Origin of the sequence: Mesorhizobium sp. M0174, from assembly GCF_040322275.1 — a bacterium.
In the GTDB taxonomy this organism is placed as follows: domain Bacteria; phylum Pseudomonadota; class Alphaproteobacteria; order Rhizobiales; family Rhizobiaceae; genus Mesorhizobium.
Map to the genome: position 1 here is coordinate 36,882 of NZ_JAMYTB010000009.1, position 13,074 is coordinate 49,955.

Annotated in this window: 13 protein-coding genes and 1 pseudogene; 8 read left to right on the plus strand and 6 right to left on the minus strand. The window is 60.5% G+C overall.

Going from position 1 to position 13,074, the window contains the following annotated elements:
- Nucleotides 1-203 precede the first annotated feature (203 nt).
- Nucleotides 204-452, minus strand: coding sequence for a hypothetical protein (locus NKJ13_RS19460; protein ID WP_352737316.1), 249 nt, complete (start codon nt 450-452; stop codon nt 204-206).
- Between the two features lie 261 nt (nt 453-713).
- Nucleotides 714-1,025, minus strand: a pseudogene (locus NKJ13_RS19465) (proline iminopeptidase-family hydrolase); the annotation flags it as partial.
- Between NKJ13_RS19465 and NKJ13_RS19470 the strand changes: the two are divergent.
- The 6 genes from NKJ13_RS19470 (at nt 906) to NKJ13_RS19500 (ending at nt 6,138) form a co-directional block, all read left to right on the plus strand.
- Nucleotides 906-1,256: an oligopeptide/dipeptide ABC transporter ATP-binding protein gene (locus NKJ13_RS19470; RefSeq protein ID WP_352778026.1), complete on the plus strand. Its 351-nt coding sequence runs from the start codon at nt 906-908 to the stop codon at nt 1,254-1,256. The pseudogene NKJ13_RS19465 and the gene NKJ13_RS19470 overlap by 120 nt on opposite strands.
- A gap of 311 nt (nt 1,257-1,567) precedes the next feature.
- Complete coding sequence (locus NKJ13_RS19475) at nt 1,568-2,776, plus strand: ABC transporter substrate-binding protein (RefSeq protein WP_352737317.1); 1,209 nt, start codon at nt 1,568-1,570, stop codon at nt 2,774-2,776.
- Nucleotides 2,777-2,787: 11 nt separating this feature from the next.
- Nucleotides 2,788-3,561, plus strand: a complete 774-nt coding sequence (locus NKJ13_RS19480; RefSeq protein WP_352737318.1) for an ABC transporter ATP-binding protein — start codon at nt 2,788-2,790, stop codon at nt 3,559-3,561.
- Nucleotides 3,554-4,264, plus strand: coding sequence for an ABC transporter ATP-binding protein (locus tag NKJ13_RS19485; RefSeq protein WP_352507224.1), 711 nt, complete (start codon nt 3,554-3,556; stop codon nt 4,262-4,264). Before NKJ13_RS19480 ends, NKJ13_RS19485 begins: the two co-directional genes overlap by 8 nt.
- Nucleotides 4,257-5,159, plus strand: a complete 903-nt coding sequence (locus tag NKJ13_RS19495; protein ID WP_502901931.1) for a branched-chain amino acid ABC transporter permease — start codon at nt 4,257-4,259, stop codon at nt 5,157-5,159. Before NKJ13_RS19485 ends, NKJ13_RS19495 begins: the two co-directional genes overlap by 8 nt.
- Nucleotide 5,160: 1 nt before the next feature.
- On the plus strand, nt 5,161-6,138 hold the full coding sequence (locus NKJ13_RS19500) for a branched-chain amino acid ABC transporter permease (RefSeq protein ID WP_352737321.1): 978 nt from the start codon (nt 5,161-5,163) through the stop codon (nt 6,136-6,138).
- A gap of 19 nt (nt 6,139-6,157) precedes the next feature.
- Here NKJ13_RS19500 and NKJ13_RS19505 read toward each other — a convergent pair whose 3' ends face one another.
- From NKJ13_RS19505 to NKJ13_RS19520, 4 genes are read right to left on the minus strand one after another with little or no spacing between them, the layout of a single operon-like run.
- On the minus strand, nt 6,158-7,333 hold the full coding sequence (locus tag NKJ13_RS19505) for an ABC transporter ATP-binding protein (protein WP_352737322.1): 1,176 nt from the start codon (nt 7,331-7,333) through the stop codon (nt 6,158-6,160).
- Nucleotides 7,326-8,468 (minus strand): extracellular solute-binding protein, encoded by a 1,143-nt coding sequence (locus NKJ13_RS19510; protein ID WP_254819524.1) that lies wholly within the window; start codon nt 8,466-8,468, stop codon nt 7,326-7,328. Before NKJ13_RS19510 ends, NKJ13_RS19505 begins: the two co-directional genes overlap by 8 nt.
- A 21-nt stretch (nt 8,469-8,489) precedes the next feature.
- Nucleotides 8,490-9,311, minus strand: coding sequence for an ABC transporter permease (locus NKJ13_RS19515; RefSeq protein ID WP_352737323.1), 822 nt, complete (start codon nt 9,309-9,311; stop codon nt 8,490-8,492).
- On the minus strand, nt 9,308-10,186 hold the full coding sequence (locus NKJ13_RS19520; protein ID WP_352501364.1) for an ABC transporter permease: 879 nt from the start codon (nt 10,184-10,186) through the stop codon (nt 9,308-9,310). Before NKJ13_RS19520 ends, NKJ13_RS19515 begins: the two co-directional genes overlap by 4 nt.
- A 249-nt stretch (nt 10,187-10,435) precedes the next feature.
- Between NKJ13_RS19520 and NKJ13_RS19525 the strand changes: the two genes are divergently transcribed.
- Together NKJ13_RS19525 and arfA are read left to right on the plus strand one after the other, a co-directional pair.
- The gene (locus NKJ13_RS19525) at nt 10,436-11,362 is read left to right on the plus strand and encodes an ArsR/SmtB family transcription factor (protein WP_352683182.1); all 927 of its coding nucleotides are present in this window, start codon (nt 10,436-10,438) and stop codon (nt 11,360-11,362) included.
- A 185-nt stretch (nt 11,363-11,547) separates the two neighbouring features.
- Nucleotides 11,548-13,059 carry an arabinosylfuranosidase ArfA gene (arfA, locus tag NKJ13_RS19530; RefSeq protein WP_352778028.1) on the plus strand — a complete coding sequence of 504 codons (1,512 nt, stop codon included), beginning with the start codon at nt 11,548-11,550 and terminating at the stop codon, nt 13,057-13,059.
- Nucleotides 13,060-13,074: the final 15 nt, after the last annotated feature.

The following is a 13,074-nucleotide window of genomic DNA, read 5'->3' on the forward strand; positions in this document are numbered from 1 at the left end:
CGATCATTCTGATGATGCCCTTCGCCTGTTTCGCAAGCCGCGGCCGAGCCAATCATGCCGAGCTCGCTGGCTGCCGTGGTGCGCATGACACGGCAAGCACTGGCGTTTGTGCCAAGTTGGCAACGCCTGTTGGACACATGCCAAGGCGGGATCGAAGACCAAGGTGGGCCGAAGACGGAATTGCCGCTACGCAGGCATATTGCCTATTCTGTGTTTCTCCCGGGCGATACAGGGGATGCTTCGGTGTCGGAATAGCTGCCGGGGACGAAACAATATGCATAGATCTGTCCCCGATTTTCGTCGGTCACGCGAATCCAATCCTTTTCCCACGTTCGGAAGGTAACACGCCCGCCCGTCATCATAGCTGCGGCTCTGAACGGACTCGGCGCATTGACAACGCGCACCGATATAACATCGTCGCCGTCCATACGCTCGACGAGATACGTCTGCATGAAAGCCTCCCCATGCCCCGCTAGATCACCCGCACTTTAACGACGGCTAATCAATTCGGTTGCAACGTGTTTAGCGAAACTTGGAGGCGATAGTTTCCATACCCACCGGCGCCGGGGGTCCCTCTCACTCCGCGTCCGTCAGATTTTTCAGCGACGGGAAGCCAGTACAGGTGAAGGCAGGCTGATTCGGGCCATGCCGGCCTTCATGACCACTGCGCCGTGTCGACGATCCGTTGGAGCAGAAGGCCGGATGCTGGAACGTCAATCGTGTTTGGCCAGGAAGCGCCCGACGGCGGTGAGGCACTCGTGCTTTTCCTCGACCTGCGGCATGTGGCTGGAATTCGAGAAGACCAGGCCTTCGACGTAGGGAATAAGATCCAGAAAGGGCTGGACGCAGGCCTCGGTCGCTTCGTCGTAGAAGCCGCGGAAGACCAGGGTCGGCGTCTCGATCCGATGCAGGCGGTCGACGATGGTCCAGTCCCGCATCGTGCCGATGACGTGGAACTCATTGGGACCATTCATGGTGTGATAGACGGTCGGATTTTCCTCGATTGCCGCAGATGTCCGGGCGACCATTACACCGCGGCGCTGCGTTCCGCCGTGCCGATACCCGGCATCGACCGGGCGCGGCGCGGCCGGCTGGTGCTCAAGGGTGACCTGCCCAGCCCGATGAACCCACCCTCGGGGTGCCGGTTCCACACCCGTTGCCCAGCTGCCACCCCGATCTGCCGCAGCGAGCGCCCGCTTCTCCAAAGCATCGGCGAGGGCCGCCTGGTCGCCTGCCATCATCCAGCCGACGGCTGACGAGGGGAATTCTCGTTCAACGATATCCGGACCGTCAGCCGTAATCGTTGCTTCGGCGAGAATAGAGGCCGATCTGGACGCCGCACGATCCGGCGCTATGTTGCGCTTCGGCGGCCGGGCATCGCGGATGCCTAATACTAAAGTAACTGTTCTCGCGTTGCCGAGCGATGCTACGATTTGAGGACGGCGGCCGTACAGCGCTGCGTGATTTTGCGCCGGAGAGGATGGAATGTGGGAGGCCACTCTTCGTGTCGCAGCAGGCAGCCGCCGACATGTTGCTCGGTTGTCGACCATAAGGGAGGAAGTCACCAATGAAGATATCGTACCTGGTCTCGGCCGCGCTTCTTGCAGCGACTGCAATGCCTGCCGCAGCCGCCGAGATTTCCGACGGCAAGGTCAAGATCGGCATTCTCAACGACCAGTCGGGCGTCTATGCCGATTTCGGCGGCAAGTGGTCGGTCGAGGCCGCCAAGATGGCGGTCGAGGATTTCGGCGGCAAGGTGCAAGGTGCGCCGGTCGAGATCGTCAGCGCCGACCACCAGAACAAGCCGGACATCGCCTCCAACATTGCGCGGCAGTGGTATGACACCGAACAGGTCGATTCCATCATGGAACTCACCACCTCCTCGGTGGCGCTCGCCGTCCAGGGGATTTCCAAGGAAAAGAAGAAAATTGATATCGTCACCGGCGCCGCGACCACCGAGCTAACTGGTAAACAGTGCTCGCCCTATGGCTTCCACTGGGCCTACGACACGCATTCGCAGGCAGTGGGGACCGGTGGCGCTCTCGTCCAGCAAGGCGGCGACAGCTGGTTCTTCGTCACCGTCGATTATGCATTCGGATATTCGCTCAAGGAGCAGACCGCAAAGTTCGTCGAGAGCCATGGCGGGAAGGTGGTTGGCGAGGTGCGTTACCCGCTCGGCTCGACCGACTATTCATCCTTCCTGCTGCAGGCGCAATCGTCGGGCGCCAAGGTCATCGGCCTGGCGAATGCCGGCCTCGACACCTCCAATTCGATCAAGCAGGCGGCCGAATTCGGTATCGTGCAGGGCGGTCAGCGGCTTGCAGCACTTCTGTTCACGCTGGCCGAGGTGCATGGGCTCGGTCTCGAGGCGGCGCAAGGCGTGGTGCTGACCGAAGGCTTCTACTGGGATCGCGACGACAAGAGCCGCGAGTTCGCCCAGCGGTTCTTCAAGCGCACCAACCGCATGCCGAATATGATCCAGGCCGCCACCTATTCAGCGGTGACACAGTATTTGAAGGCGATCGACAAAGCCGGCACCGATGGAACCGAGGCGGTCGCCAAGGAATTGCATTCGATGCCGGTGAACGACGTCTTTACGGCGAACGGCAAAGTGCAGCCCGACGGCAACATGGTTCACGACATGTATCTTTATCAGGTCAAGTCGCCGAGTGAGAGCACCAAGGAGTGGGACTATTACAAACCCCTTGCCACGATCCCCGGTAACGAGGCGTTCCTTAGCGCCAAAGAGAGCGGCTGTCCCACGGCCGGCGAGTGATTGGCGGACCGATGGCGCCGCCTGAACCGGATCGGCCGCGGGTAGTGCTTTCCGCCCGCGGTTTGCGGCGTGACTTCGCCGGCTTTGTTGCGGTCAGGAATGTCGATCTCGACCTCTACCACGGCAATATTCACGCGCTGATCGGACCCAACGGCGCCGGCAAGACCACCGTGTTCAACCTGCTCACCAAGTTCCTGCCGCCGACCAGCGGCAGGATCGAACTGCTCGGCCACGACATCACCCGCACCTCGCCGGCCAAGGTCGCGCGGATGGGCCTGGTGCGCTCGTTCCAGATATCGGCAGTGTTTCCGCATCTCAGCGTGCTCGACAATGTGCGCGTTGCATTGCAGCGACCGGGCAGGCTCAGCGTTCAGTTCTGGCGCTCGCTGTCGGCGCTCGATAGATTGACGCCGCGCGCCGAGGAGCTTTTGCGGTCTGTCGGCCTCGACGATGCCAAGAACAGGACCGCCGCCGATCTCTCCTATGGCAGGAAACGTGTGCTCGAGATCGCCACGACGCTGGCGCTCGAGCCGAAAGTGCTGCTGCTCGACGAGCCGATGGCCGGCATGGGGCATGAGGACGTGCGCACGGTTTCCGACATCATCCGCTCGGTTGCCAGGGATCGCGCCGTGCTAATGGTCGAGCACAATCTGACGGTGGTGGCCGATCTTTGCGACTGGGTAACCGTCATGCAGCGCGGCGAAATCCTTGCCGCCGGCGACTACCCCACGGTCAGCCGCGACGAGCGGGTGAGGGTCGCCTATATGGGCACCGCCGATGACTGACGCCGCGCCGCTTCTTGCAGTCCGCGACCTCAACGCCTGGTATGGCGAGAGCCATGCGCTGCACGGCGTCGATCTGGAGGTCTTTCCAGGTGAAACTGTGACGTTGCTGGGCCGCAACGGCGTCGGCAAGACCACGACATTGCGCGCCATCATCGGGCTGATCCGCCAGCGGACCGGCCAGATTTTTTTCGACGGCAAGGATCTGATGCGCCTGCCATTGCATCGGACCGCGCAGCAAGGCATCGGCCTGGTGCCGGAGGAACGCGGCATCTTCGCGACGTTGACCGTGGACGAGAATCTTGTGCTGCCCCCGATCGTCGCCGAAGGCGGCATGAGCGTGGAGGAAATATTCGATCTTTTCCCCAATCTGAAGGAGCGCCGCAACAGCCCCGGCACCAGGCTCTCGGGCGGCGAGCAGCAGATGCTGGCGATCGCGCGCATGCTCAGAACCGGCGTGAAAATGCTGCTTCTCGATGAGCCGACCGAGGGCCTGGCTCCGGTCATCGTGCAGCGCATCGGCGATCTGCTGGCGACGATGAAAAAGCGCGGTATGACGATCCTGCTGGTCGAGCAAAATTTCCGCTTTGCCAGCCGCGTCACCGACCGTTTCTACCTGATGGAGCACGGCAAGGTCGTGGCGGCTTTTCCGGTCGGCGAACTGCCGGATCGCATGACGCTGCTGCATGAAGTGCTGGGTGTATGATGGCGCCATGACGATGATCTTCGGAATACCCCTTCAGGCATTCCTCGGCCAATTGCTGGTCGGCCTCATCAACGGCTCGTTCTACGCAATGTTGAGCCTGGGCCTGGCTGTCATATTCGGCCTGTTGCGCGTCATCAATTTCGCTCACGGCGCGCTCTATATGCTCGGCGCCTTCATCGGCTATCTGCTTCTCACCAGGTTCGGCATCGGCTACTGGCCGGCTCTGATCCTGTCGCCGCTGATCGTCGGCGGCTTCGGCGTCGTGGTCGAGCGCCTGGCGCTGTCGAGGCTTTACGACATCGACCCGCTCTACGGGCTACTTTTCACCTTTGGCCTCGCGCTCGTGCTCGAAGGGGTATTCCGTTACTACTATGGCGTATCGGGAAGTCCTTATTCCGTGCCGCCGCTGCTGTCCGGCGGCACCAATCTCGGCTTCATGTTCCTGCCCAATTATCGCGGCTGGGTGGTTGTTGCCTCGATGATCGTCTGTTTCGGCACTTGGGCGCTGATCGAGAAGACCAGGCTGGGCTCCCATCTGCGCGCGGCAACGGAGAACCCCGGCTTGGTGCAGGCTTTCGGCGTCAACGTGCCGTTGCTGCTGACCCTCACCTACGGCCTTGGCGCCGCTCTTGCCGGGCTTGCGGGGGTTCTAGCCGCGCCGATCTATCAGGTGAGCCCGCTGATGGGATCTGACCTCATCATCGTCGTTTTCGCCGTTGTCGTGGTCGGCGGCATGGGATCGATCCTTGGGGCGATCGTCACCGGTTACATGCTTGGCCTCGCCGAAGGCTTGACCAAGGTTTTCTATCCCGAAGCCTCCAATCTGGTGGTCTTCGTCATCATGGCCATCGTGCTTCTGGTTCGGCCAGCCGGCCTGTTCGGAAGGGATGCCTGAGATGGCCGAACTGACCCTTCGCGAGACGCGTGCCAAGAATTCCGCACGGCTTGAATGGGCGCTGGTCGGGCTCGGCATCGTGGCGCTGCTGGCGGCGCCTTTCTTCATCTATCCGATCTTCCTGATGAAGATGCTGTGCTTTGCGCTGTTTGCCTGCGCGTTCAACCTTCTGCTCGGCTACACCGGCCTGTTGTCCTTCGGCCATGCGACGTTCTTCGGCGGGGCGGCCTATTTCACCGCATATGCGGTCAAGGTCTGGGGCTGGCCGCCGGAAGCGGGCATCCTGCTCGGTGTCCTGGGAGCCGCGCTGCTCGGCCTTGTGATGGGCTTCTTTGCCATCCGCCGGCAAGGTATCTATTTCGCCATGATCACGCTGGCGCTGTCGCAGATGTTCTTCTTCTTCTGCGTGCAGGCACCGTTCACCGGAGGTGAGGACGGCATCCAGGGCGTGCCGCGTGGTAGGCTGCTTGGAATGCTCGACCTGAACGTCTCGATCAACATCTATTATTTCGTGCTGGCAGTCTTCCTGATCGGCGTGTTCGCCATCTGGCGCATCATCAACTCGCCTTTCGGCATGATCCTGCGTTCCATCCGGGAAAACGAAAGCCGGGCCATTTCGCTGGGCTATTCCGTCGCCAACTACAAGCTGGCGGCTTTCGTCATGTCGGCGACATTGGCCGGGCTGGCCGGCGCGCTCAAGGCGATCGTTTTTCAGTTTGCCACGCTCACCGACGTCACCTGGCAGATGTCGGGCGAGGTGATCCTGATGACGCTCCTCGGCGGCATCGGCACCATGGTCGGGCCGATCATCGGGGCCAGTCTGGTCGTCGGCCTGGAAAACACGCTCGCCACCTCGAGTTTTCCGGTGACCATCGCCACCGGCCTGACCTTCATGGTCTGCGTGCTGGTTTTCCGGCGCGGTATTCTCGGTGAGGTCTATGCGCGGTTTCTCGGGCCAAAGGGTGACGCGAAAGACTGAACGGCTCAGTTCTGCCTCGCTACGCGATGCGTAAGCCTTGCGCGTCGAGAAGCACGCAGCCCAGAGGATCGAAGCAGACATCGACCATTTCGCCTTCACGCAGCGGCTGGCCGTCGATCAGCGTGTTGGCGCGCACCAGCGTGCCGGCGCCGATGTCGATCTCGTAGACCGCATTGCCGCCCAGATAGGAGGTCGAGACTATCCGTCCCGCCAGCCTGTTGGCAGCACCGACGGTACCGACGGTAAGCTTCTGCGGGCGAACGACGACGGTGACCGCGCTGCCGGTCGCGAGCGCCTTCGGCGCTGCCGCCTTTACGACATGGCCGCTGGCCAGCGCGATCGTCGCCATCTTGCCGTCCATCACTGTCACGCTGCCAGGCAGCATGTTGGCCTTGCCAAGGAAATTGGCGACGAATGCGGTGGCCGGCTGGTCATAGACCTGCGCGGGGGAGCCGATCTGCTCGATCAGGCCGGCATTCATGACAACGATGTGGTCGGACATCGACAAAGCTTCTTCCTGGTCGTGCGTCACGAAGATAGCGGTGATGCCCGTCTCCCTCTGGATTTTCTTGATCTCGACGCGCATGTCCTCGCGCATGTTGGCGTCGAGTGCCGACAAGGGCTCGTCCAGCAGCAGCACTTCCGGCTCGAAGACGATGGCGCGGGCCAGTGCGATGCGTTGCTGCTGGCCGCCAGAGAGCTGTGATGGCAGCTTTGTCTCACTGCCGGGCAGCCGCACCATGTCCAGCGCCTTCTTGACCCGGCGCACGATTTCCGGTTTCGGCACGTTTCGATATTTCAGGCCGAATGCGACGTTGTCGAAGACGTTCTTGTGCGGAAAGAGCGCGTAGTTCTGGAACACCAGACCAATGTTGCGCTTGTAGATCGGGATGTCGTCGACCCGCTTTCCGCCGATCGAGATCTGGCCGCTGGAGATGTCGACCAGGCCCGCGATCGATCGCAGGATCGTCGTCTTGCCGCACCCGGACGGCCCCAGCAAGGTGACGAAACTACCCTTGCGGATCGCCAGTGAAAAATCGCGCACAGCGGCGAACTTGCCATAAAAAATATCGATGTCGCGAAACTCGACCGCAGGCTTTCCTGTCGGCTGCCTCTCGCCTTGGGCGAGCGGGTCGCCAGCGGCCCCGGCCGACGCAGGCCGAGGCTGCCGGTCGTGGCTGTCGTCGTCATGCACCTTTCGACACCCTGTCCCATTGCTTGGTCCAGGCGTCTTCGTTCTTCGCCCAGTAGAGCGGATCGGCGAAGGTCAACGACTTCATCGATCCGGTCGGATCGAAGGCCGGAAGTGCCGCGATCTTGTCGGTCAGCTTCACCTTGGTCGGGTCAAGCGATGGCGGATAGTTCTGGCCCTCGGCGACGGCGATCGACGTTGCCGGATCCAGCATGAAGTTGATCAGTTCCTCGCATTCGGCCATCGGCGAACCCTTGAGCACCAGCATATCCTCCATCCATGCGTATGAGCCGGCAGGGTCGAGATAGCCGATCGGCTGGCCCTGCTGCTGCAGGGCGGCGACACGTCCTGACCAGGCGTCGGTGACGACGATCTCGTTGCGCGACAGGAGGTCCATCAGTTCCGCGCCGGAGCTCCAGAACTTCTTGGCCAGGTCGCGGGTCTCGCGAACCTTGGCCCAGATGGCATCCATGTCCTGGATGTTGTTGGGGTCCTGTTTCGTCTGCAGCGCCGCATACCAGACGCGCGTCGTCATATCGGCGTAGCCGCCGATCTTGCCGGCATATTTCTTGTCGGTAAGCAGGTTGGCGCCCTTTTCCTTGGCTTCCTCCGGCGAAATGACCTTGTTGTTGTAGGCGATGCCGGTGGTGCCGTAATCATAGGGCACAGCCGACAGCTTCGGCGTGATCTTGCGGAAGGGCTCGATCATGGCGGTCAGCACATTCGCCATGTTTGGAATGTTCGCCTCGTTGATCTCCGAATTGAAACCGCCATTGACGTATTTGATGTAGTAGTTGACGCCGGAAGAATGGACGATCTGGAAGTCGCCCGGCTTCGACGTCTTGATCTTGGTGATGATCTCGTTCTCGTCGCCAAAGGTGCCCTGGACGACCTTGACCTTGGACTTGGCGGTGTAGGGCTGGAACGCGTACTTATCGATCGCTTCCTGCACCACGCCGCCCCATCCGTCGAAGCGCACTTCCGAAACCGCGGCCAGCGCCCGTCCCATCCAGGGCATGGAAAGTCCGGTGGCGGCGGCAGCGGCGGCCGTCAGCGTCAGGAATGATCGCCGGCTGATGTCGCCATCGGCATATCGTTCGTTGAGCCGTTCCAGTCGTTTGGTGGTTGTCACTTTCATTTCCGTTCTCCATTTTCATTTTCACTTGCCTGCCTTGAACCAGGTGAGGCTTTGCAGGATGAGCCCGCCAGCCAAGGGAATGCCGACCGTCAAAAGGATCATGACGGTTCCGAGCGCGTTCACCTCGGGGCTGATCGAGATCTTCAGCATCGAAAGGATTTGCGTCGGCATGGTCTCGACGCCCGCCGGCCGCCAGAACAGGCTGGCCGAAGTGTTGTCGAACGAAATGGTGAAAGCGAGCAGGACGCTGGCAAGCACTGCGGGAATGAGCAGCGGCAGCGTAATCTCGCGGAATGTCGACACACGCGGCGCCCCGAGCGACAGCGCCGCCTCCTCGTAGGAACGCTTTATGCCGACCATGCGCGCCTGGACGATCAGCACCACGTAGGGGAGCGTGAGCAGAATGTGGCCGAGCACCAGCAGCGTCATGCTGCGCGGCTGGTCGACGGCTTTGATCATGACCAGCAGGCCGACGCCGAGTATCGTTTCAGGGACCAGCGCGGGAAGAATGACAAGCGTGTTGATCGCCTGCTTGCCACGAAACTCGAAGCGCACCAGCGCCAATGCCGCCATGATGCCGAGCAGCGTCGTCACCGTCGCCGTTACCAGGGCAATCCACATCGATGTCCGGAAGGCGTCGAGAACCGGCTCGTTGGTGAGCAGCTTCTCATACCATCTCAGGCTGAAGCCGGTGAGGGGAAAGCCCCCGAACATCGAGGCGTTGAAGGAAAGCACGACCGTGGCGAGGATCGGCGCAAACATGAAGACGTACACGCACGCCGTGACCACGCCGGTCAGCCGCCAGGCCCATCTGCCTTCGCGATCGGGATGATCCGCTCTCATGCGCTGAGGCCCTTCATGATCTGCGACAGGCCCATATAGCGGCTATAGGCGGCCGCGGCCGCGCCGAGCAGGACGAACAGGACGATGGAAAGCGTGGCGCCCATCGGCCAATTGAGCTGCCCCATGATGGTGTCGTAGATCAAGTTGCCGAACAGCGCATCGCGGCTGCCACCGAGCAGCTGCGGCGTCACATAGGAGCCGGCCGCCAGCACGAAGCAGAGCAGCAGCCCGGCGCCCAGCCCGGGCATCGATAGCGGCAGGGTCACTTCGCGAAACGCCTGCGCGCTGGTACAGCCCATCGAGCGGGCGGCGGCGATCAGCGTGCGGTCGATGCTTTCCAGGCTGACATAGACGTTCAGGATCATATAGGGCAGCAGAAAATGCAGCAGCCCCATGATGACGGCGCCCTCGGTGTAGAGCATCGGCAACGGCTCGTTGATAATCCCCAGCCCGATGAGCACGACGTTGATCAGCCCCTGTTCGCCGAGAATATGGATCCACGAGAATGTCCGGATGGTGAAGCTGATCCAGAACGGCACAATGAGCAGCAGCAACAACAGCCATTTGTGCCTGAAGGTCGTGGCCCAGATGAAATAGGCGGGGAAATAGCCAAGGATCGCGCAGATCACAGCGGTGATGGCGCCGACGCGAACGGTCTTCCAAAGAAAACCGTGATAGTAGCTGTCGGTGAGGAATTCCTTCCAGTTGTCGAAGGTCAGCACCGCCGACTCCACCCCCGCGGTGACGAAGGTGAAAAACGTGTAGACCGTCATCATCGCGATCGGCAGCAGCAGAAGCAGGGTAAGCAGTAAAAGCACAGGCGCGACGAGGACCCAGGCCAGTCGCTGATCGTATAATTTCCACCCTTTGGTCACGACCCGTCCAACCGCTTTATGTGCAAGCCGCCATCACCGGGCTCGGCTCCGGACTAGATTGGGCGATCGGCGTTCAGGTGTCCACTCTGCATATGGCTCCTGCACAAATTCTGTGCAGGGCCCCCGCGCGACCCTCGCCCTGCCGGATTCAACAAATTGCCCGACGTTCCGCCTGCACATTGATTAAATCAGATATCCCGATATACAGGGTAATTTCGGATATGGATTTTACATGGGCCGGGCAATTTCATGAGTCGCAATTTTCTGGTGATTGAACCTGAGGAAGGCATTGCCGTGCTCAAGGGGCTTGCCTCCTCGGCGCGGATCTCGATGCTGAAACTGCTGCATGAGAAGGGGCCGATGAATGTCAACGAAATCGCCGCCGTGCTGTCGCTTCCGCAGTCGACCGTCTCGACCAACATCCAGGTGCTGGAGGATGCGGGGCTGATCCGCACCGAGAACCTGAAAGCGAAGAAAGGCAGTCAGAAAATCTGTTATCCGACGGCGGAAGAAGTGCTCGTCGTGTTCAAGAGCGAATACCGTGCGGTCAAGAACGACGCGATCGAAGTGTCGATGCCGATCGGGCTTTATACCGGCTTCGAGGTTACCGCGCCCTGCGGCCTTTGTTCGCCGGACGGCATCATCGGTCTACTCGATGTGCCGAACACTTTCCTCGATCCGGACCGCATGAAAGCCGGTCTGCTATGGTTCACGCGCGGTTTTGTCGAATACCAGTTCCCCAACAATGCCAAGCTCGCCAATGCCGAGATCACCGGACTCGAAGTTGCGATAGAACTGTCTTCGGAAGTGCCGGGCACCAGCGCCGATTGGCCCTCGGACATCACGCTGACGATCAATGGCGTCGATGTCGGCACCTGGACGTCGCCGGGGGATTTCGGCGACAAGCGCGGCGTCTTCACGCCCTCCTGGTGGAAGCTCAAGGGCTCGCAATACGGTAAGCTGAAGAACTGGCGAATTGCCAATGACGGCACCTATGTCGACGGCCTCAGGATGTCCGAAACCGGGCTCGCCGCACTCGATCTGAAGAGCCATCATTCAATCCGCGTCCGTATCGGCGTCAAGGACGACGCCAAGCGCCCCGGCGGGATCAATATTTTCGGCAAGGGCTTTGGAAATTACGATCAGGACATCCTGCTCAGGATCAAAACTGGTTGATATCATGAAACCGGGTTCTGAAGATAACTTAGCAATTTCAACTGTTTGGCTTTCTGCTGTGCCAAAGCGTTGGTCTAATTGTCCTACATTTGGGCATTTTTGACTTGACGAAGGGTTGCCAGTTCCTCTTTGATATCGGGCAAGGTGATTTAAATCATCATTTGTGATATCGATGGGAGGAATGCATGAAGGCAGCCGTTACGGCACATCCGCATTTTGTTGTCTCGGAGATCGATCCGAGACTCTACGGATCCTTCATCGAGCATCTCGGGCGGGCAGTTTACACCGGCATCTATGAGCCCGGCCATCCGACAGCGGATGCCAACGGCATGCGTCAGGACGTCATCGATCTCGTCAGGGAACTCAATGTTCCGATCGTCCGCTATCCCGGCGGCAATTTCGTCTCAGCCTACAATTGGGAAGACGGCATTGGCCCCAAGGAAGAGCGCCCGGTGCGGCTCGACCTCGCCTGGCACACGTCGGAAAGCAACGAAGTCGGCCTGCATGAATTTGCCGATTGGTGCACCTGCGCCAACACCGAGATGATGCTTGCCGTCAATCTCGGCTCGCGCGGCCTCGACGAAGCCCGCAACCTGCTGGAGTACGCTAACCATCCCGGCGGCAGCAAATGGAGCGACAAGCGCATCGCCAACGGCCGCAAGGAGCCCTTCGACGTCAAGCTCTGGTGCCTCGGCAATGAAATGGATGGCCCCTGGCAGATCGGCCACAAGACCGCGGACGAGTATGGCCGCTTGGCGCATGAGACGGCCAAGGCCATGCGCGCCTTCTCCAAGTCACTCGAACTGGTGGTCTGCGGCTCTTCGAACGCCAAGATGCCCACCTACCCTGAATGGGAAGCGACGGTTCTCGACCATACCTACAACGAGGTCGACTACATCTCGCTGCACATGTATTTCGACAACGAAGCCAACGACGCTCCGAACTATCTCGCCATGAGCGAAAAGCTCGACGCCTACATTGTCTCGGTCGCCGGCGTCATCGACTATATCAAGGCCAAGAAGCGCTCCAACAAGCAGGTTTACATCTCGTTCGACGAATGGAACGTCTGGTACCATTCCAAGGAGCAGGACAAGAAGATACTCGGCGGCAGCGACGGTTGGCCGTTCGCCCCGCCGTTGCTCGAAGACATCTATAATTTCGAGGATGTGCTGCAGGTCGGCCTGATCCTCAACACCTTCATCCGCCGTTCCGACGTCGTCAAGATCGCCTGCCTGGCACAACTGGTCAACGTCATCGCGCCGATCATGACCGTTCCGAATGGCCCGGCATGGCGGCAGACGATTTTTTATCCCTATCTGTTTGCTTCTAACTATGGCCGCGGCAATGCGCTGGATCTCAAGGTGGAAAGCCCGACCTACAAATCCAGCGTTACGGGCGACGTCGCCTATGTCGATGTTGCCGGCGTGCACGACAGGCAAACCGGCCACGTCACCTTCTTCGCCGTCAACCGCCATTCGAGCGAGGCAATCGAAACAGTGGTCGACCTCTCCGGCTTCGGCGCGGCGGAGATCGTCGATCACCAGGTGATGGCACACGCCGATCTGAAAGCCGTCAATTCGGCCGAAAACCCTGGCAATGTCAGCCCCAGGAAGGGTGAGGGCGCCGCAGTCGCCGGCGGCAAACTAAACCTGTCGCTGCCGGCGTATTCCTATCAGTTCATACGCCTGAGGCTCTGAGTTCGGGCGGATCAT